20 protein-coding genes, 2 tRNA genes and 1 riboswitch are annotated in these 20529 nt (G+C 60.3%); of the genes, 21 read left to right on the plus strand and 1 reads right to left on the minus strand.

Annotated features, from left to right (window positions below; genetic code table 11):
- The first annotated feature begins 70 nt into the window (after positions 1–70).
- Positions 71–263: riboswitch (FMN riboswitch) on the plus strand.
- 5 nt (positions 264–268) lie between these two features.
- The 9 genes from ACQRC0_RS00860 (at position 269) to ACQRC0_RS00900 (ending at position 9654) form a co-directional block, all read left to right on the plus strand.
- Positions 269–859, plus strand: coding sequence for an ECF transporter S component (locus ACQRC0_RS00860; protein WP_229770605.1), 591 nt, complete (start codon positions 269–271; stop codon positions 857–859).
- Positions 856–2760, plus strand: coding sequence for an energy-coupling factor transporter ATPase (locus tag ACQRC0_RS00865; RefSeq protein ID WP_427726993.1), 1905 nt, complete (start codon positions 856–858; stop codon positions 2758–2760). Before ACQRC0_RS00860 ends, ACQRC0_RS00865 begins: the two co-directional genes overlap by 4 nt.
- Positions 2760–3560 carry an energy-coupling factor transporter transmembrane component T family protein gene (locus ACQRC0_RS00870; RefSeq protein WP_427726995.1) on the plus strand — a complete coding sequence of 267 codons (801 nt, stop codon included), beginning with the start codon at positions 2760–2762 and terminating at the stop codon, positions 3558–3560. Before ACQRC0_RS00865 ends, ACQRC0_RS00870 begins: the two co-directional genes overlap by 1 nt.
- Positions 3561–3590: 30 nt before the next feature.
- Positions 3591–4037: a pyridoxamine 5'-phosphate oxidase family protein gene (locus tag ACQRC0_RS00875; protein ID WP_427726998.1), complete on the plus strand. Its 447-nt coding sequence runs from the start codon at positions 3591–3593 to the stop codon at positions 4035–4037.
- A 54-nt stretch (positions 4038–4091) separates the two neighbouring features.
- Positions 4092–4502, plus strand: coding sequence for a pyridoxamine 5'-phosphate oxidase family protein (locus tag ACQRC0_RS00880; protein WP_427718303.1), 411 nt, complete (start codon positions 4092–4094; stop codon positions 4500–4502).
- A 264-nt stretch (positions 4503–4766) separates the two neighbouring features.
- Positions 4767–5837, plus strand: a complete 1071-nt coding sequence (argC, locus tag ACQRC0_RS00885; RefSeq protein WP_427727000.1) for an N-acetyl-gamma-glutamyl-phosphate reductase — start codon at positions 4767–4769, stop codon at positions 5835–5837.
- Positions 5838–5971: 134 nt separating this feature from the next.
- A complete protein-coding gene (argJ, locus tag ACQRC0_RS00890; protein ID WP_427727003.1) occupies positions 5972–7240 on the plus strand; it encodes a bifunctional glutamate N-acetyltransferase/amino-acid acetyltransferase ArgJ in 1269 nt (422 codons plus the stop codon).
- A gap of 81 nt (positions 7241–7321) precedes the next feature.
- Positions 7322–8302 (plus strand): acetylglutamate kinase, encoded by a 981-nt coding sequence (gene argB, locus ACQRC0_RS00895; protein ID WP_427718310.1) that lies wholly within the window; start codon positions 7322–7324, stop codon positions 8300–8302.
- Positions 8303–8370: 68 nt separating this feature from the next.
- On the plus strand, positions 8371–9654 hold the full coding sequence (locus ACQRC0_RS00900) for an aminotransferase class III-fold pyridoxal phosphate-dependent enzyme (protein WP_427727006.1): 1284 nt from the start codon (positions 8371–8373) through the stop codon (positions 9652–9654).
- A gap of 612 nt (positions 9655–10266) precedes the next feature.
- Here ACQRC0_RS00900 and ACQRC0_RS00905 read toward each other — a convergent pair.
- Positions 10267–10342 (minus strand) — tRNA-Val (locus ACQRC0_RS00905).
- 187 nt (positions 10343–10529) lie between these two features.
- Between ACQRC0_RS00905 and asnB the strand changes: the two genes are divergently transcribed.
- From asnB to greA, 12 genes are all read left to right on the plus strand, one after another.
- A complete protein-coding gene (gene asnB, locus ACQRC0_RS00910) occupies positions 10530–12410 on the plus strand; it encodes an asparagine synthase (glutamine-hydrolyzing) (protein WP_161115110.1) in 1881 nt (626 codons plus the stop codon).
- Between the two features lie 112 nt (positions 12411–12522).
- The gene (locus ACQRC0_RS00915) at positions 12523–14085 is read left to right on the plus strand and encodes a Mur ligase family protein (RefSeq protein WP_427727009.1); all 1563 of its coding nucleotides are present in this window, start codon (positions 12523–12525) and stop codon (positions 14083–14085) included.
- 107 nt (positions 14086–14192) lie between these two features.
- On the plus strand, positions 14193–15104 hold the full coding sequence (locus ACQRC0_RS00920; RefSeq protein WP_427727012.1) for an HAD family hydrolase: 912 nt from the start codon (positions 14193–14195) through the stop codon (positions 15102–15104).
- A gap of 53 nt (positions 15105–15157) precedes the next feature.
- Entirely contained in the window at positions 15158–16042 is an 885-nt protein-coding gene (murI, locus tag ACQRC0_RS00925; RefSeq protein ID WP_117769301.1) for a glutamate racemase, read from the plus strand.
- A gap of 52 nt (positions 16043–16094) precedes the next feature.
- Entirely contained in the window at positions 16095–16820 is a 726-nt protein-coding gene (gene rph, locus ACQRC0_RS00930; protein ID WP_117799672.1) for a ribonuclease PH, read from the plus strand.
- 142 nt (positions 16821–16962) lie between these two features.
- Positions 16963–17604, plus strand: a complete 642-nt coding sequence (gene rdgB, locus ACQRC0_RS00935) for an RdgB/HAM1 family non-canonical purine NTP pyrophosphatase (RefSeq protein ID WP_118206636.1) — start codon at positions 16963–16965, stop codon at positions 17602–17604.
- A gap of 3 nt (positions 17605–17607) precedes the next feature.
- Positions 17608–18054, plus strand: a complete 447-nt coding sequence (gene dtd / locus ACQRC0_RS00940) for a D-aminoacyl-tRNA deacylase (protein ID WP_117797049.1) — start codon at positions 17608–17610, stop codon at positions 18052–18054.
- A gap of 114 nt (positions 18055–18168) precedes the next feature.
- Entirely contained in the window at positions 18169–18465 is a 297-nt protein-coding gene (locus ACQRC0_RS00945) for a Veg family protein (protein ID WP_118206416.1), read from the plus strand.
- Between the two features lie 2 nt (positions 18466–18467).
- Complete coding sequence (ispE, locus tag ACQRC0_RS00950) at positions 18468–19364, plus strand: 4-(cytidine 5'-diphospho)-2-C-methyl-D-erythritol kinase (RefSeq protein WP_427727017.1); 897 nt, start codon at positions 18468–18470, stop codon at positions 19362–19364.
- A gap of 49 nt (positions 19365–19413) precedes the next feature.
- A tRNA-Pro gene (locus ACQRC0_RS00955) sits at positions 19414–19490 on the plus strand.
- A 112-nt stretch (positions 19491–19602) separates the two neighbouring features.
- Positions 19603–19878 (plus strand): twin-arginine translocase TatA/TatE family subunit, encoded by a 276-nt coding sequence (tatA, locus tag ACQRC0_RS00960; RefSeq protein WP_195838497.1) that lies wholly within the window; start codon positions 19603–19605, stop codon positions 19876–19878.
- 106 nt (positions 19879–19984) lie between these two features.
- A complete protein-coding gene (greA, locus tag ACQRC0_RS00965) occupies positions 19985–20455 on the plus strand; it encodes a transcription elongation factor GreA (RefSeq protein WP_006234960.1) in 471 nt (156 codons plus the stop codon).
- Positions 20456–20529 lie beyond the last annotated feature (74 nt).

The raw sequence follows: 20529 nt of genomic DNA on the forward strand, positions 1-20529 counted from the left end.
GGCAACTGATCCCCACTATAAATTACCCTTGGCATGCTTGCGCGAAAGCCTGCCCGTGCTAGACTTGGAATTGCTGTTTCAGGGCGGGGTGAAATTCCCCACTGGCGGTAAATCGGACGGTGCCAGAGGGGCACCGTGGCGCAGGCGAGGTGCCTGCGTCCGAGCCGATGAGTCCGCGACCCGTGCGTGCGTTGGTTCGCATGTCGGCTGAACTGGTGAGATCCCAGTACCAACGGTTAGAGTCCGGATGAAAGAGGCAGGTGATCTTATGTCTGAACAGTCGCAGCATATCCATTTCGAGAACACGAATAGGTGGAGCACCAAACAGCTCGTTACCATGGCGCTGATGTGCGCCTTGGGCGCCCTGTTTATGTACGTGCAGCTGCCCATCCTTCCTTCGGCGCCGTTTTTGACCTACGACCCGTCGCTGGTGCCGGCGATGGTGTGCGGTTTTGCGTATGGTCCCGGCGCCGGTACTGCTGTTGCCGCTATGGCTATCGTTATTCACGCGCTCACCACGGGTGACTGGGTCGGTGCGCTTATGAACCTGGTTGCCACGCTGGGCTACATTCTGCCCGCGGCTATCGTCTACCAGAAGATGCATACCTATAAGGGTGCCGTGATTGGCCTGGTGTTCGGCGTCATTGCCGCTACGGCGCTGTCTATGGTCGCAAACCTTACCATTGGCGTATGGTTCTGGTATGGCTCGGTCGATGCGATCGCTCCGCTCATGGTTCCTGCCGTGCTGCCGTTCAACCTTATCAAGACCGTGCTCAACTCGGTGCTCACGCTTGCAGTGTACAAGGCGGTCTCCAACCTCATCACGCCTAAAAAGAACCAGGTCAAAGGCCGCGCATGATTGATTGTCGAGGCGTTTCCTTTAGCTATGACGGTGTCACGCCAGCGCTCGACGGTATCGATCTGAACATCGAGGATGGCGAGTTTTTCTGCATCCTCGGCGGCAATGGGTCGGGCAAGTCGACGTTTGCCAAGCATCTGAATGCGCTGCTGCAGCCCGATGCAGGCACGGTGCGTATCAACGGCATGGACGCGTCCGATCCCGAGCTGGTCTACGACATTCGTTCGACCGCGGGCATGGTGTTCCAGAATCCCGATGATCAGCTGGTGGCAACGCTTGTCGAAGATGACGTTGCGTTTGGTCCCGAAAACCTTGGCGTGCCATCGGCGCAAATTGCGCAGCGCGTACGCGAGGCGCTGAAGGGTGTGGACCTGGTGGGCTTTGAGCGCCACGAGACCCATGCACTTTCGGGCGGCCAAAAGCAGCGCGTGGCGCTTGCCGGCGTGCTCGCCATGGAACCGCGCGTGCTCATATTGGACGAGGCTTCCTCGATGCTCGACCCGCGCGGGCGCAAGGGCCTTATGAAGGCCTGTCACGCGCTGCATGAACGCGGCATGACCATCGTGATGATTACGCACGTTATGGAGGAGGCCGCCGAGGCCGATCGTGTCGCGGTGTTTCGGGCGGGGCGCGTTGCCATGCTCGGTGCGCCCGAGGAAATCTTGACGCGGGCGGACGAACTTGCCCAGCTCAACCTGGATATGCCGGCGTCGTGCTCTCTAGGTAGGGCACTCCGCGCGAAGGGCGTACCCGTTTGCGCGCAGGTGCGTGAGGCGGATATGGTCGCCGAGATTGCACAGGTTTATGCTGAGCGAAGCGGGGCGGACGTCGCTGGGCGGCCCTCCGCATCCGATTCTCGTGTGCTTGACCATGCATCCTCTGCAGCCGACGGGATGGTCGCGTCGGAGCCCGTCATCGAGATTTCGCACCTCTCGCATAGTTGGTCGCTGAGCGCCCGCGAGCGCCGCCGATGGCGCAAGCGCTCGACCACTGTGGGCGCATCGGGCAAACAGGCTCTTTGGGGCAACGATCCAAACAGCCCCTGGGCGCTACGTGATGTTTCGCTGACGGTGCGTCGCGGCGAGTTTCTGGGCCTGGCGGGTCATACCGGCTCGGGTAAATCAACGCTGGTTCAGCATCTCAACGGGCTGATTCGTCCACAGGAGGGGAGCGTTTGCGCACTGGGGCTCGACCTATCAAGCAAGAAAGGCGCCGCCGCGGTTAAGGCCAAGGTCGGCGTGGTGTTTCAGTATCCCGAGCGCCAGCTATTTGCCGAGACCGTGGCGCAGGACGTGGCGTTTGGCCCGCGCAACCTTGGCCTGCCGCAAGACGAGGTTGTTCGCCGTGTCGCAACATCGCTTGCGCGCGTGGGCCTCGACCTTGCTGCGATAGGCGACAAGAGCCCCTTTGAACTTTCGGGCGGTCAGCAGCGCCGCGTGGCGTTTGCCGGCGTGCTCGCCATGGAGCCCGAGGTCCTGGTGCTCGACGAGCCCATGGCGGGGCTCGATCCGGCTGCGCGCAGGGATTTCCTGGAGCTCATCGATCGGCTCCATCGTGAGGGCCTGACCGTTGTCATGGTTTCGCACAGCATGGATGACCTGGCAAATTGTTGTGACCGTATCGTTGTGATGAACGAGGGCGCGGTGTTTGCCGATGGAACGCCCGCACAGGTTTTTGCGCACGCGAACGAGCTCGAATCGATCGGTTTGGGCGTTCCCGCTGCGCAGCGCATGGCATTGTCGCTCGTGCAAGCCGGTGTGCCGCTCCGCTGCGACAAGCTTTATACGGTTGAGTCGCTGGCCGACGAGTTGGCCGGCATGCTGCTAGGCTGCGCGGACGGACCTTTGAGGGCGTCGCGTCAGGCTGGTTCCAAGATGGCCACGCAAGAGGAGGGCTGCTAATGGAGGCATTCTCATTTGGCAGCTACTATCCGGGGGAAAGCGCAGTGCATCGCCTGGATCCGCGCACTAAGTTGCTCCTAGGTTTCGCATTTCTGATCACTGCGCTCACCGTCGGCAGCTTCCGCGGGCTGGTTCCGATCGCAATTTTTGTCGTGCTGGTCTATGTCGCGGCCCGGGTTCCGTTGCGTCGGGTCCTATCGTCGATGGCACCACTGCTGGCGATTGTCGTGGTGGTCGCGGTGCTCAACCTGTTTTCCGATCAGAGTGGCCGCATCCTGTGGCAGTTTGGCTTTTTGCAGGTGAGCGAGGGCTCGCTGCGTTCTGCGACGTTTATGGCGTGTCGCCTGACGATGATGATGGCCGGCATGAGCGCCATTACGCTCACCACGCCGACGCTCGACCTCACCGCGGGTTTTGAGCGCCTGCTCGCACCATTCGCGCGTGTGGGGCTTCCGGCGCACGAGCTCGGCATGATTATGGGTATCGCACTGCGGTTTATGCCACAATTTGCCACCGAGATGAAACAGACGGCCGATGCACAGGCAAGCCGTGGCGCGCGCGTGACGGGCGGTCCGCTCGGTGGCGTGCGCATGCTCGGCAGTGTGGCGATTCCGCTGTTTGCTGGCGTGTTCCGTCATGCCGAGACGCTTTCGGCCGCCATGGATGCGCGCTGCTATCACGGCGAGCGGGGACGCACGCGTCTGCATGCGCTTACGTTTGGCCGCGGGGATGCACTGGCCGCGGTGGCGATGGCGCTGCTGGTGGCATGCGTTGTCGTTATCAATCTCCAACTCGTCTAAGCTCGATTCGAGCGCAAGAAAGGGGTCTCTATGACCGACATCGATCGCATGGCTCAGCTCGAGCGCGTCTGCTCGTATCTCCGGCGCATTCCGGCGTGGTATCTTGCCACGACCGATGCAAACGACGGGCATCAGCCCCGCGTGAGGCCGTTTTCGTTTGCCATGGTCGATAACGACAAGCTGTGGTTTTGCACGTCGCGCGACAAGGACGTGTGGGCGGAGTTGAGCAAGAATCCCAAGTTTGAGGTATCGGGCTGGAAGCCGGGGGAGTGCTGGATCGTGTTAACTGGCGAGGCCGCACTCGAGGACGATGCATTCGTGAGTGACAAGGTGCGCCAGACGGGCTTTAAGCATATGGTGGGCATTGGCGAGCAACACGATAGTGCCAACGATGGCCGCCTTGCGTTCTTCTCGGTCCGCAACATCGCCGCGCGGTTCTGCGATATCGACGGCAGCGAAGAGCTCCTCGAGCTTTAATTTCCCAAATTAGCTGCCCATTCCAAAAAGACTGGTCAGATGACAGGAGGAAACGTGGACGGATTGAATACGGTGCTGGAGTATCTGACGTCGGTGCCGGCGTGGTACCTAGCGACGAGCGTGGATGGGCAGCCGCATGTGCGTCCGTTCTCGTTTGCGCAGATTCAGGACGGCAAGCTGTGGTTTGTAACGGCGCGCACCAAAGATGTGTGGCAAGAGCTGCTGCAAAACCAGCGCTTTGAGGCCACGAGTTGGTGGCCGGGCCATGGTTGGTTGATCCTGCGCGGGCGTGCGGGTCTGGACGACCGGGCTTCGGATGAAATGCGCGAGGCCGGGTGGAAGCATCTTGAGCGCTTGAGCGAGCACTATGAGGGGCCTAACGACCCCACGCTCGTCTTCTTTAGCGTCGAGGACCCCGAGGCTTTTATCTGCAATCACGACGAATGGGTTCCGGTCGAGCTCTAGGCTGCTCTGGGCGACCCTTAAGTTTGGTATTCCGTATAAGGTGGGCTCCGCATTGGCCAGCAGTATGATGCGCTGCGGCTAATGCAGAGCTCGCTTATTTTTTTGTCAATTCCTTCAAGCGAATGTGTCGGGTATGTTTCAATGCATGAAGACACAAATTATTTGCGTAAATATGCATTCTCGGGTGCTAAAGTTTCAACCTACCTCATAACGACAGCTGCGGAATGCGCAATGACGCATAAGACCGCAGACAAGGAGTCCGATATGTCTTTAAAGGTTGGAATCGTCGGCGCGGCTGGATATGCCGGCGCCGAGCTTATTCGCCTCGTGCTCGGCCATCCCGAGTTTGAACTTGTTGCCATTACGTCCAACGCCGATGCCGGCCAGCTGCTGTCCGCGGTGTATCCGAGCTTTGCTGGCGTGAGCGATTTGGTTTTCACCACGCATGACGCCCCTGAACTCAAGAGCTGCGATGCGGTTTTTCTCGCCGTGCCGCACACGGCTGCCATGGCACAGGTGCCCGCTCTGCTTGCATCGGGTGTCTCTTGCTTTGATCTTTCGGCCGATTACCGTCTGAGCGACGCGTCTGTCTTTGAGACATGGTATGCCGCCGAGCACACGAGCCCCGAGTTGCTTAAAACACGTGCCTTCGGTCTGCCCGAGTTGTTCTGCCAGGACTTAGAGACCGCTGCTTCCAGCCATGCCGCTGGCAGACCCGTGCTGGTCGCCTGCGCCGGCTGCTATCCCACCGCAACGAGTCTTGCTGCCGCGCCTGCCGTGCGTGCGGGCTGGGTGGCCCAGAGCGGCCCCGTAGTCGTCGACGCCATCAGTGGCGTGACGGGTGCCGGTAAGTCGTGCAACACCCGCACCCATTTTTGCAGCGCGGACGAGAATCTGGAGGCCTATGGCGTAGGAAAACATCGCCATACGCCAGAAATCGAGCAAATTCTGGGCCTTACCGATCGCGTCGTCTTTACTCCGCACCTGGCACCGCTCAAGCGCGGCCTGCTCTCTACGGTGACGCTGCCGCTCGCAACGCAGGCTCTCGAAGCGCTGACTCTTGAGGATGCCGTCGACCATTACAAGAAGTTCTACGCCGGTCGTACCTTTGTGCGCGTGCTCGATGCCGGCCAGCAGCCCAAGACGGCTTCGGTTGTCGGTACCAATGCCGCCCAGATCGGCCTTGCGCTCAACAAGCGTGCGGGCGTGCTGGTGGCGACGGGCGCCATCGACAATTTGTGCAAGGGCGCTGCGGGCCAGGCGGTCCAGTGCGCCAACATCGTCTTTGGTTTTGACGAGCGACGAGGCTTGCCCACAGTGGCGTGCCCGGTGTAGCACATTCGATTATTAACGATTTGGTAGTCGGGTATCGAGTTTGGCGCCACTTTTAAGCTGGTCTCATGATTGTGGCTGGCATGGCGCACCAACCGATGCCCATTTTTTGTTTGACATAAGGAGTCGTAAAGACGATGAATGCTGAGCAGTTCGATATCAAGATTCGTGCCGTAGAGGGCGGCGTAACGGCGGCAGCCGGCTTTAAGGCGGCGGGCATCCATGCCGGATTCCGCAAGAATCCCGAGCGCCTGGATTACGCGCTCGTTGTGCCCGATAAACCCTGTCCCGGGGCCGGCGTGTTTACGACTAACCGCTTTTGTGCGGCGCCCGTGCAGGTGAGCCGTGCCAACCTGGGCGGTACGGACAAGGGCTATGGCATCATCGCCGGTGTTTCAATCAACTCCGGCAATGCGAACGCCGCCACGGGCGAGACCGGCCTTGCCTGTGCGCGCGAGACGTGCAATATCGCCTCGCAGGTCATTGGCTGTGAACCCCAACAGATTTTAGTTGCCTCCACGGGCGTGATCGGACAGATTCTGCCGATCGACACGTTTGAGACGGCAATTCCGTCCGCCTACGAGGCACTCTCTGCCCATGGCGGCGCCGATGCAGCCCGTGCCATCATGACGACCGATACGCATTCCAAGGAGTATGCCGTTCGCTACCGCAGTGAGGCTGTGGGCCATGTGGGCAACGCTTATACGGTGGGCGGCATGTGCAAGGGATCGGGCATGATCATGCCCAATATGGCCACCATGATCGCGGTCATTACTACCGATGCCCCCGTCGAGTCGGCGGCGCTCCACACCCTACTGCTCTCGACCGTTAAACAGACCTTTAATAAAGTGACGGTCGATTCCGATACCTCGACCAACGACACCTGTATCATGCTGGCTTCTGGCGCTGCCGCCGCGGATGCCGAGGCCATCGTCGAGGGCACTGACGCCTTTGACGAGCTGGCCTTTGCCGTGCACGAGGTGTGCGAGAGCCTGGCGCGTAACATCGCGGCCGATGGCGAGGGTGCGTCAAAGCTCGTGACGGTTAACGTCACCGGCGCCGCCAACGACGAGGAAGCCGATATCGCCGCCCGTGCCGTCGCCAACTCGCCGCTCGTCAAGACCTGCATCGCTGGTCACGACTGCAATTGGGGTCGCGTTGCCATGGCGCTCGGCAAGTGCGGCGTAAAGTTTAATCAGGAAGACGTTTCCATCGACATGATGGGCATGCCCGTCTGCCGCGAGGGCCTGACTGTTCCTTTTGACGAGGACGAGGCCCTGCGACGTTTTGAGGCGCCCGAGATCGTGATTTCGGCCGACCTGGGCGCAGGCGACGCGGCAACGACCGTGTGGACCTGTGACCTCACGCACGAGTACATCTCAATCAATGGTGACTACCGCTCCTAGATTCCAGGCACGCTGCGCATCTCGTCGCGATTGCGGGCAGCGGAGCACAGCGCGATAACGATACGAAAGACGAGGCAGATTATGAAATTCGCACGCGATTGTCGTTCGAGCGAATCCAACGAAGCAACTGCGCAGCTGCTGTTCGAAGCGCTGCCGTGGATTAAAAACCTGACCGGCAAGACGGTCGTTATCAAGTATGGCGGGGCCGCCATGGTAGACGAGCAACTGCGTCGCGACGTGATGAGCGACATCGTTTTGCTCAAGATTATCGGCATGCGCCCCGTCATCGTGCATGGCGGTGGTAAAGCCATCAACGAGGCGCTGAGCCATTACGATATGCCCGTCGAGTTTAAGAACGGCCAGCGCGTGACCACGCCGGCGACCATGGATATCGTGCGCGAGGTGCTGGGCGGCAAGGTTAACCAAGAGCTGGTGGCGGCAATCAACCACCACGGTAACTTGGCCGTGGGCGTATCGGGCAGCGACGCCGGCACGCTCATCGCCGAGCCGCTCGACCCCGAGCTCGGACGCGTGGGCAAAGTGACGCATGTCAACACCGACTACATCGAGAACTTGCTCGATAGCGAGTATATTCCCGTCATCGCTACCGTCGCGGCGGGGGAGGACGGTGGCTTCTTCAATATCAACGCCGACACCGCCGCCGGTGCCGTTGCGGCGGCGCTCCACGCGCACAAGGCGATCTTTTTGACCGACGTCGACGGCCTGTACAAGGACTTTAGCGATAAAGACTCGCTCATCTCCAACCTAACGCTCGACGAGGTTAATGAGATGCTCTACGGTGGCGAGGTCGATAAGGGCATGATTCCCAAACTGCGCGCGGCCGTCGATGCGCTTGTCGGCGGCGTATTTCGCGCTCACATCATTAACGGTACCACGCCGCATTCGCTGCTCCTGGAGCTGCTGACCGATGCCGGCGTCGGCACCGTGATCCACTCTACCGAGACGGCCTACGAATTTGATACGCACCCGCACCCGCTTTCGACCTTTGCGGCGCGCCTGACCGAGAACCTCGACGAGGTCGAGAAGCTCCAGACGGTCTAGCTGGTTAGAAATCGTCACACCGTTACACCCACAGTCCGCGCCACCTGGCGCTTAACGAAAGGCATCTCATGTCACTTGCAGCTCAACAATCGCTCGAATCCCACTACGTTATGCAAACCTTTGGCCGCTCGCCGGTCGAGTTTGTCGAGGGCCACGGCATGAAGCTCACCGGCGACGATGGTCGCGAATATCTCGATTTTCTTGCAGGTATTGGCGTATGCAGCCTAGGCCACGGCAACCCGGCGGTGCTCTCGGCGCTCGAGGCCCAGGCCAAAAAGCTCCTGCATGTCTCCAACTACTTCTACATTGAGCAGCGCGGCCAGGTCGCGGCGTTGCTGTCCAAGCTCGCCAACGACGATGCGGACGGTGCGCGCGTGCTTGCCGACGCGATTGCCGCTGGCGACGAGACCACGGCGGCGGCGCTTGGCGCTCCGGCTGCGGGCGAGCAGGTGTGGGAGACGTTCTTTGCCAATTCCGGTGCCGAGGCCAACGAGGGCTCTATGAAGCTCGCGCGTCTGTATGCCAAACGTGCTGGCAACGGTGGCAACACCATCGTGTGTATGCGCGGCGGATTTCATGGTCGTACGCTCGAGACCATTGCGGCGACCATGCAGGATTGGCTGCAGGACAGTTTCCGCCCGCTGCCGGGTGGCTTTGTGGCATGCACACCCAACGATGTAGATGAACTGCACGCAATCTTTAAGCAGTTGGGAAGCGAGATTTGCGCTGTGATGCTCGAGCCGATCCAGGGCGAAAGCGGTGTGCATCCCATGACCGAGGAGTTTATGGCTGCGGCGCGCGACTTGGCACACGAGGTGGGTGCCGTGCTTATCGCCGACGAGGTCCAGTGTGGTATTTTCCGCTCCGGCAAGCCGTTCGCGTTTCAGACTTATGGTGTGGAGCCCGATATCATGAGTCTTGCCAAGGGCATCGCTGACGGCGTGCCCATGGGTGCCGTGGTGGCAAAGAAAGAAATCGCTGACATCTTTAAGCCCGGCGACCATGGTTCGACCTTCGGCGGCAGCTGCTTGGCCATCGCGGCGTGTGCCGCGACGCTCTCCGCGCTTGTGCGCGGTGACTACGCAGACCATGCCGCCAAGGTGGGTACCTATATGGAGGCAAGGCTCGCCAAGCTGCCGCATGTTACCGAGGTGCGTGGTCGCGGCCTAATGCTCGGCTGCGATTTGGACGATGCTGCGGGTGATGCGCACGACGTTGTGGCTCGCGCATTGGTGGCTGGTACCGTGATTAACGCTACAGGTGCACATACACTGCGCTTCCTGCCGCCGCTCGTGTGCGAGGAAGCCGATGTGGACAGCCTAATCGAGATTCTGTCGGGTGTCTTGGGCTAACGCGGCGCAATAACTCAATTTGGACCGGATTCCGGACTGCGGACGTGCCCCATGCGGCATGATTCAGCGGTCTGGAGCCCGTTTTGCCTTAGATTTGCTAAGGCAGGGAGACCTGCTGGTCAAAAAACATCAAATATGAGTACTGTTACCGATTTGGTAGCAGCAATTTTGGACTAATAAGGCCAGATGGCAAGTCGAAATGGCGATGAATACACGATTTTGATCTGACTGTTAGTCCTTATAATGGACATATGTTGCGTAACCTAAGCAAACACTATCTGTTTATATGTTGCAAGCAAAGTAGCAGTACTCATTTTTGCCATTTTTTGACCACGGACCTTGAAATAAGGGGTCCTTAGGGTTCGAATCCCATGCGCCGGGCACAAAAAAGAAAGGCCTCCAACACCGGAGGCCTAACAATTCAATGGTGGGCGATGAGGGATGTCCGCGTGCGGCTGGCGCCGCCCGCTTCCGCTTCGTCGCTCCGCTCCTCGCGTGCTGCGCTGGAAAACGCTTCGCGTTTCCTCAGCTCCGCACCCTTGCGGGTTCGAATCCCTCTGCACTGGGCCCAAAAGGGAAAGGCCCCCATCGCTGGGAGCCTTTTCAATCAAGTGGTGGGCGATGAGGGATTCGAACCCCCAGCCTTGTGCGTGTAAAGCACCTGCGCTAACCGTTGCGCCAATCGCCCGTGCGGAGAGAGTATAGCAAAACAATCGCCCCATTCACCTCATATCCATTAAAGGTAACCGGCGCGTGTCACAGCGGAGCTGATTCAGTTGAGATTGCCTGAACATTCCGCCCCTCTTTACGCCCTCGGGTATACTTAAAAGCTACTGATTCGATTTGATGCCCAGCAACAGCAGAGGGGATAGTATATGTGCGGTTTTGTCGGTTTTGTCGGTGGGACGGATAACCAATCCGAGGTGCTCACCAAGATGATGGACCGCATCGTCCATCGCGGTCCCGACATGGGCGGTCAGTTTATCGACGGCCGCGTTGCCCTCGGCTTCCGCCGCTTGTCGATCCTTGACCTGACCGAGGCTGGCGCCCAACCCATGGCCAACGAGGACGGTAGCGTCGTCATTGTCTTCAACGGCGAGATCTACAACTTCCAAGAACTCCGTTCCGAGCTCGAGGCCAAGGGCTACAAGTTCCACTGCGGCGCCGACACCGAGAGCCTCCTGCACGGCTACGAGGAGTGGGGCGAGGCCGTCCTCGATCGCCTGCGCGGTATGTACGCCTTCGTCATCTGGGACAAAAAGAAGAACAAGCTTTTTGGCGCCCGCGACATCTTTGGCATCAAGCCGCTTTACTACTATCCCATGGCCGATGCGGGCGACGGCGCTCCGGGCGTGCTCTTTGGTTCCGAGATCAAGAGCTTCCTGGACTACCCGCACTTCCACAAGGCGGTCAACAAAAAGGCTCTGCGTCCGTACATGACGCTGCAGTATTCGGCAACCGAGGAGACCTTCTTCGAGGGTGTCTACAAGCTGCCGCCGGCGCACTACTTTACCGTCGATATCCCGACCGGCAAGATGAACATCGAGCGCTACTGGGATTGCGATTACTCTGCCGTCGAGAAGCCGTTCGAAGAGTATGTCGATGAGCTGGACGAGGTCGTGCACGAGAGTGTCGAGGCCCATCGCATCGCCGACGTCAAGGTCGCGTCGTTCCTCTCCGGCGGCGTCGACTCCAGCTATATTGCTGCTTGCCTCATGCCCGACAAGACCTTCTCGGTGGGCTTTGACTACAAGAACTTCAACGAGACCAACTACGCCAAGGAGCTTTCCGATAAGCTCGGCGTCGAGAACGTCCGCAAGATGATTACCGCCGACGAGTTCTTCGGTGCGCTCGAGGATATCCAGTATCACATGGACGAGCCGCAGTCCAACCTGTCTTCTGTGCCGCTGTGGTTCTTGGCCGAGATGGCCCGCAAGGACGTCACCGTAGTGCTTTCGGGCGAAGGCGCCGACGAACTCTTTGGCGGCTACGCCTACTACGAGGACACGGTCCCGGTCCGCAAGTACAAAAAGATGGTGCCGCTGCCCATCCGTCGCGCGCTCGGTAACCTGGCGCTGCATATGCCGTACTTCAAGGGACATAACTTCCTGGTCAAGGGTGCCGAGATCCCTGAGAAGTCGTTCCTGGGACAGGCTCTGGTATGGCCGGAGCGCGAGGTCGACGGCGTGCTCAAGCCCGAGTACAACACCGGCGATGGCGCCTTCGAGCTTGCCGCTCCCATCTATGCGCGCGTGAAGGGTCAGCCCGAGCTGGTCAAGAAGCAGTACCTGGACATGAACATGTGGCTCCCGGGCGACATTCTGCTCAAGGCCGACAAGATGTGCATGGCACACTCACTGGAGCTGCGCGTGCCCTTCCTGGACCGCAAAGTCATGGAGTTCGCCGAGCACATTCCCGACCGCTACCGCATCAACGAGAACGGCAACAAACAGGTACTCCGCCACGCTGCCAACAAGTCGCTGCCCGATGAGTGGGCCACCCGTCCCAAGGTGGGCTTCCCGGTGCCGATTGTCTACTGGCTGCGCGAGCAAAAGTGGTACGACTATGTCAAGGAGTACTTCACCGCGCCGTGGGCAAGCGAGTTCTTCAATACCGACGAGCTCATGCACCTGCTCGATCTGCACTTTGCGGGCAAGGGCGATTTCCAGCGCAAGATCTATACGCCGCTCGTGTTCCTAGTGTGGTACAAGCGCTTCTTTATCGACGAGGGCCAGCCTTCTGTTCAGGCTGCCTAGCCTCGGCTTACGAACGCCTGCGCGTAACGGCTCCTCCGGGAGCCGTTTTTGCATGGGTGCGTTTCAGTTACTATAAAAACCGTCCCTGCCAAATGGCTGAGAAAGGTGAAAGATGCACCATTCGGATTCCGCGACCGTGACCACGGTCGATACGCTTGCCAAGCTTCTCGACGTGTGCGGCGAGCTGCGCGCATCAGAGCAGGTTGACGAGCGTGCCGTGACCGGCTGCTCGTTTGATTCGCGCGTGGTCTCGGCAGGTGACGTATTCTTTTGCAAAGGTGCTGCCTTTAAGCCCGCGTTTTTGAGCATGGCGCTCGATGCGGGCGCCGTCGCATTTGTGTGCGAGGAGTCGCTGGTCGAGTCTCTGGAGCCGCTGGCGCAGGAGAGCGGTGCTGCGATGCTGGTTGTTGATAGTGTTCGCACAGCCATGGCCCTGTTGCCGCCGGAGGTCTACGACCGTCCTGACCACGACGTCAAGATCGTGGGCATCACCGGCACCAAGGGAAAGACCACGGCCGCTTTTATGCTCCAGTCCATCATCAAGGCGGCGGGCGAGTCCTGCGGCATGATCGGCTCGGTGAGTACCGACGATGGTATCGAGTGCTACGAGAGCACCAACACCACGCCCGAGGCCCCCGAGGTTTGGCGCCATATCGCCAACTGCCGCACGTCCGGTCGCCAGTCCATGGTCATGGAGGTCTCGAGCCAGGCGCTCAAGTATCAACGCGTCGAGAATCTGCCGTTTGACGTGGCGTGCTTCCTCAACATCGGCCGCGACCACATCTCACTGATTGAACACCCCACGTTTGAGGATTATTTTGAGAGCAAACTCAGGATCTTTGACCAGGCAAAGACCGCCGTGGTGAATCTGGGCACCGAAGAGGTCGACCGTGTGCTGGAGGCAGCGTCGACGGCCGAGCGCTTGGTGACCGTTGGTGTCGAGCATCCCGAGGCAAGCCTGTGGGCGAGCGACGTGCGCATGGTCGGCTTTAGCATCGAGTTCAACTTGCATGGCCTGTGTGCCGACGAGTCCGAGGCGGGGGAGAAGATCCTGCTGGGTATCGCGGGAGACTTTAACGTGGAGAACGCGCTGGTCGCTATCGCCGCCGCGCGCGAGATCGGTATCGGTATCGAGGCCATCAAGAAGGGCCTCTCCAAACTGCGTGTGCCGGGCCGTATGGAGGTCGTGGAGTCGAAGGACGGCCGCGTGATCTGTGTCGTTGACTATGCGCATAACCAGCTTTCGTTCCGTTCGCTTTTCTCGTCGGTCAAGCGCGCGTTTCCCGCTAGTCCAGTCATTGCGGTGTTTGGCGCTGCCGGCGGCAAGGCGCAGGAGCGCCGCGAGCAGCTTCCGCGCGAGGCCGCACCATATTCCGACCTGATGATCTTTGCCAACGAGGACCCGGCTCACGAGGACCCGATGAAGGTCTGTCGCGAGCTTGCCGAACATGTTCCCGACGATACGCCGAACAAGATCATCCTCGATCGCGAAGCCGCTGTGCATGCGGCGTTCAAGGCGGCGCGCGAGGAGTACGTCAACCCCGATGCTCCCACCATTGTCTTGCTGCTGGCAAAGGGTGACGAGGAGCTCATGCACGTGGGCGACGAGTTCGTGCCCATCGAGAGCGACCTTTCGTTGGCCAATCGCCTGATCGATGTTACCCAGTTTGACTAATGAACCATGATGGCGGCGGCGCCCTGAGTGCGCTGTCGCCATAAGCGTGTTCCCTCAATCAAAACATGCCGTCCAAGTCCAAACCCTTCTACGTAAACGGAGTGACCATGTCCCACAACACCCTGCCGACCGTTGCCGAGCTTTCGGGCGAGATGCGCGAGCGCCTTGCCAAGGTCAAGTACGTCTTTACCGATCTGGACGCCACGATGCTCGCGCCCGGCTCGTGCGTGCTGCGCGACAACGACGGCAATCCCTCGACCAAGCTCGTCGAGGCCGTCGTGGCGCTTTCCCGCGCTGGCATCCAGGTAATTCCCACCTCGGGTCGCAACCGCACCATGATCCACGAAGATGCCCGCGTGCTCGGCCTCAACTCCTACATTGGCGAGATGGGTGGCCTGGTCATGTACGACCTCAAGGCCAACGACTGGGAGTATCTGACCGGCGACATGCCTTACGACCCCGCCTGCGGCCTCACGCCGCACCAGGTGATTGAGCAGACCGGCGTGTGCGAGAAGATTCTCGCTCGCTGGCCGCACAAGATCGAGTACCACAACGACATGTCGACTGGCTATAAGTACCGCGAGGTCACCGTCGGCATGCGCGGCGATATTCCCGATGACGAGGCGCAGGCCATCCTCGACGAGGCCGGCTGCGGTCTGGTCTGGGCCTGCAACGGCCACTTGACTCATCTGTCCAAGCCGACGACCCTCGAGCTCGATCGCGTCGAGGACGGTCGTGCCTTTAACATCAATCCGTCGGGTCTCGACAAGGGCGTGGCGGTCGCGCGTTTCTGCGAGCGTCTGGGCATCGAGCGCGACGAGACGCTGGCACTCGGCGATTCCGAGTCTGATTTCTACATGGCCGACCACGTGGGCACGTTCTGCCTGGTCGAGAACGGCCTGACCAGCGCCGGCGCGTCCGAGTTTCTTGCGTCCTGCGATAACGCCTTTGTCACGCGCGGCAGGATCGTTGACGGCTGGGCGGCGACGGCGGAGCTGCTCGTCGCGGCCCGTTCATAGCGCAGTGCCGTTACGCTTGGCCATATCTTTTCGAGAGAGAATCTGGTGAGGTAATGTCCGATATCGAGAATCTGGCCGGTGATACGCGCCCCATCGGCGTGTTCGACTCGGGCCTGGGCGGCTTGACGGTTGCGCGCGCGATTGCGACGGCGCTTCCGCACGAGTCCGTCTACTACTTTGGCGATACCAAGCGCTGCCCTTACGGCACCCGCACCGAGGACGAGGTGCGCTCGTTTGCGCTACAGGCGGGGCGCTGGCTTTCGAGACACGACGTCAAGATCATGGTCATCGCCTGCAATACGGCGACGGCAGCGGCGCTTCGCCTGGCTCAGCAGGTGCTCGATGTCCCCGTGATTGGCGTAATCGCGCCGGGCGCGCGTGCCGCCATCAACAGCACCCGCACGCGCCGTGTGGGCGTGCTCGCCACCAACCTCACCATCCGCTCGGGCGCCTACACGCGCGCCATCCAGGACTTGGATGCCGGCGTGGACGTGTATGGCTGCCCTGCCTCGAGCTTTGTCGAGGTTGTCGAGCACGAGCTCGCCTCGGGCGCGCATCTGCAGGAGCAGTGGCTCGAGAACGAGGATATTTTTGATACGCCAGCCGTTCGCGCGCTGGTCAACGCCACAGTCGAGCCACTGCACGATCGTGGCATCGATACCGTGGTGCTCGGCTGTACGCACTTTCCGTTGCTGGTGGGCCCCATCCGTCATGCGTTGGGGCCCGGAGTGCGCGTGGTGAGCTCCGCCGAGGAGACCACCCGCGAGCTGACCGATATCCTCACGCGCCGTGAGCAGCTGGCGGGCAACACCGCCGAGCCGCAGCATCGCTTTGCCACCACGTCCGACAACATCGCCGAGTTTGCGGTGGCGGGCAGCTTTATCTTTGGCCAGCCGCTCAAAAGCATCGAGCATGTCGATATCGACGAACTCGGTTAGGCACGCAACGTCGCCGGAGTCTTCGCCACTCTTTTGCCGAAAGGATAGTTCCATGGAATATATGCAGGTCAACCGCGCCAACGGCCGCGCCGCAAACGAGCTGCGTCCCGTTAAGCTCACCCGCGGCGTCATGAAGCACGCCCACGGCTCGTGCCTGGCAGAGTTTGGCGACACGCGCGTGCTGTGCGCCGCCACCATCGAGGAGGGCGTTCCGGGCTGGCGCAAGGGCGCCAAGGCCGGTTGGGTAACGGCGGAATATGCGATGCTGCCGGCGTCGACCGGCAAGCGCTGCAAGCGCGAACATGCCAACCGCAAGGGCCGTTCCATGGAGATCGAGCGCTTGATCGGCCGCAGCCTGCGCACCGTCGTCAACATGAAGGCGCTCGGCGAGTACACCGTTACCGTTGACTGCGATGTGATCCAGGCCGATGGCGGCACGCGTACGGCGAGCATCACCGGCGCCTGGGTGGCGCTGCACGACGCCCTTGCCATGTGGGTCGAGGCGGGCAAGCTCGAGCGCATTCCGCTTACCGGTCAGGTTGCCGCTATTTCCATGGGCGTCGTCGACGGCAACACCCTGCTCGACTTGGATTATTCCGAGGACAGCCACGCCGAGGTCGACATGAACCTCGTCGCCACCGACTCCGGCGAGATGATCGAGCTCCAGGGTACCGGCGAGCAGGCGCCCTTCGACCGCAAGCGTCTCAACGCCCTGCTCGATCTGGGCGACAAGGGCATCGCCGAGCTCATCGAGCTTCAGCGTCAAGCCCTCGCCTAACCTGCCAAAAGGGGATGTTGATTTTGGCAGGTTTAATCTGCGAAAACGCCGAAGTATAAGACTGCCGTTGATTGAGAGGGGAGAGGCCGAGGCCCTCGTCGTCCTCTACACGGCATTGCTATAAGAGACAAGGAGGCCAGCTATGGCACTTGAGAAGATTGACATCGACACCCTCGACCCGGCGGCGACCATTGTTGTGGCCACGGGTAACGCCCATAAGCTCACCGAGATCGAGGCCATTTTGGGCAAGGTCATGCCCGAGGTGCGCTTTGTGGCGCTCGGCCAGCTGGGCGATTTTGAGGACCCCGAGGAAAACGGCACGACGTTTTTGGAGAACGCCATCATCAAGGCGCAGGCTGCGGTCGAGGAGACGGGCCTTATGGCCATCGCTGACGATTCCGGCTTGGTCGTCGACGCGCTGGACGGCGAGCCGGGTGTGTATAGCGCGCGTTATGCGGGCGTACACGGCGATGATGCCGCCAACAATGCCAAACTACTCGTTAATCTGGAAGGCGTGGCAGACGAGGATCGCACCGCACGCTTTATGAGTGTCGTTGCGCTCATCGACCAAGACGGCCTGGTCACCTATGGCGAGGGCGCCTGCGAGGGCGTTATCGCACACGAGGGCCGCGGCGACCACGGCTTTGGCTACGACCCGCTGTTCCTGCCGGTCGATACGCCGGGCAAGACTATGGCCGAGCTCACAGCGGACGAGAAGAACGCCATCAGCCATCGTTTCCATGCACTCGAGCACCTGTCCGCCAAACTCACGGGCGAGGAGTAGGCCGTGCGTGCGGTGGTGCAGCGCGTGCTCAACGCCGGTGTGACGGTCGACGGCGAGTGCGTGGGCCGCATTGGGCGCGGCTATCTGGTATTGCTGGGTGTGGGCCATGGCGATACGCGTGCCGAGGCCGATAAACTATGGGGCAAGCTCCGCGGGCTGCGTATCAACGAGGACGAGAACGGCAAGACTAACTTGGCGCTTGCCGATGTCGACGGCGAGGTGCTCGTGGTGTCGCAGTTTACGCTGTTTGCCGATTGCCGCCACGGCCGTCGTCCGTCGTTTACGGATGCTGGCGCGCCCGATGTCGCCAACGAGCTTTATGAGTACTTTCTGACGCTCGTCGCCCAGGACGTCGACCACGTGGCGCACGGCATCTTTGGCGCCGACATGAAAGTCGACCTGGTCAACGACGGCCCGTTCACCATTGTCCTCGATACCGACAATCTGTAAGTAGCCTAATTAGCTACTTGCGTGGGGTTGTAACAGGGTGCTATAGTATTAGAGTTTTGTCTATCTTAGGGGTATTATCCCCTTTTTGAATTGCACCTTCTGGAGGCCCTGTTCATGGAAGAGATGGAAGTCAATTACGTCGACGACATCCACGAGAAGCTGACCGATATGGTGGGCGATCGCGTCAAGGTGAAGGCCAACATGGGCCGTACCCGCGTTGTCGAGCGCATGGGTACCATCAAGAGCGTCCACCCGGCTGTCTTTATCGTCGAGGTTGACGAGCGCCGCGGCCGCAAGTCGCGTCAGTCCTACCAGTACATCGACGTCCTTACCGGTCAGGTTGAACTGTTCGACCCCGAGAGCGGCGAGCACATCTTTACTCCGCTCGGCAACCAGCTCGAGGAGCATTAACGGTGACCGATCGGTCCCTCATCCTTACTGCGCCGGCAAAGATTAACCTCTACCTGGGGGTTCATACCGAGCGCGATACCCGCGGCTACCACAAAGTCGATTCCCTGATGGCAGCTGTCGGCCTAGCCGATACCGTGACGGTCACGCCGGCGCAGGCGTTGACCGTCCAGACGGTTCCGGCATCAGATTTTCCCATGCAAAAGAATACTGCCTACCGCGCCGCCGTCGCCATGGCCGATCATTTCGGGCGCGAGGCAAACGTGTGCGTGACGATTGAGAAGCGCATCCCGCTGTGCGCCGGCCTGGGCGGCCCCTCGACGGATGCCGCGGCGGTTATCGTTGCCCTGGCTGAGCTGTGGGGCATCGACCGCACTGATCCTGCGCTGGATGAGATTGCGCGTGGCATCGGCGCCGACGTGCCGTTCTTTTTGCATACGAGCCCCGCATTCTACGTGGGTGGGGGAGACGTTCTGGCAACTGAGTACCCCGCGCTTCCTGTGACGCCCGTTGTGCTGGTCAAGCCGCGGGAGGCGAGCGTTTCGACAATTGAGGCCTATCGACGTTTTGACGAGGCCCCGGTGCCCGCGACTGCGCCCGGTGCCATTGCATCGGCTCTTAGAGTGAGTGATGCGAAGATGGCGTATTCGCTCATCCATAACAACTTGGGCATCATTTCTGCTTTGATGGAGCCGCAGATCCAGGCGGTTCTCGACTGGCTGAGCGAACAGGAGGGAACCGTTGCCGTGGACGTGTGCGGGTCGGGTGCCTGCTCGTTTGCCATTTGCGACACCGCCGCCACGGCCGAAAGGCTTGCCGGGGCTGCCCAGCAAAATGGCTGGTGGTCCTGCGCGACTGAGCTTATTCCCAACACGGTTCAAATCGACGCGCCAAAGAAATAAAAATTTCTCTAGCACGCGGCGAAAAACTTTGTTACTATAGTCGAGCTAACGGGTTGTGGCTCAGTTTGGTAGAGCACTGCGTTCGGGACGCAGGGGTCGCTGGTTCAAATCCAGTCAACCCGACCAGAGCATGAGGAGGGACCGCTTCTTGCGGTCCCTTTTTTTAGCTATTGTTGTGATACCGCGATACCCGCGGTATACTCATTCGAGCTTGTCTCGCTGTTTTGTGGAGGTCTACATGTTTGGACTGAGGGCTCCTGAGCTCATCATTATTCTCGTCGTTGTCCTGATTATCTTCGGGCCCAAGAACCTGCCGAAGCTCGGCAAGTCCCTCGGCTCTACCGTCAAGAATATCCGCGAGGGTATGGAGGGCGACGATAAGGACGAGACCAAGCAGGCCGAGGACGTTGTGGTCGAGGAGTCCGAGGAGGACAAGAAGATCGCAGAGCTCGAGGCCCAGCTCGCCGCCGCCAAGAAAAAGAAGGCAGAGGACGGCGACGCGGACGCAGAGTAGTCCCATCCCTTTGGGGTGAGCACCTGACCGGCTTGCCCGCAGGCTAGCCGGTCTTTTTCGTTATGTTGACAGTTGATTGTTACATCATAGTTGGGGAGATATCCGTATGGACGCAAGCCAGATCGTACTGACCGCTGAGGGCCGCCAGAAGCTCGTCGAGGAGCTCGCTTGGCGTGAGGGCGATTACGCCAAGGAGATCGTCGAGGACATCAAGGAAGCCCGCGCGTTTGGCGACCTTTCGGAGAACTCCGAGTACGATGCCGCCAAGGACAAGCAGGCTCAGAATGCTGCTCGCATTGCCGAGATTCAGGCTATTCTCGCCAACGCTCAGGTTGCTGCCACCACGGGCGATCTGACCGTCTCCATCGGTTCCACCGTTTCGCTGATTGATCCCAACGGTGAGGTCATGGAAGTCACGCTCGTCGGTACCACCGAGACCAACTCGCTCGAGCACAAGATCTCCAACGAGTCCCCGGTCGGCCACGCCATCATCGGCCACGGCGAGGGCGACTCCGTCGAGGTCGTTACGCCTTCCGGCAAGACTCGCGTCTACACCATCGCCAAGATCGCACGCTAGACCACGGTCCCGCGTAAAGGTATGTTTTCGCTCCCTGGGACCGAATCCTGGGGAGCGTTTTAGTTTGAGGAGCT

This window comes from Collinsella sp. SGI.033 (genome assembly GCF_050315135.1).
Taxonomy (GTDB): Bacteria; Actinomycetota; Coriobacteriia; order Coriobacteriales; family Coriobacteriaceae; genus Collinsella.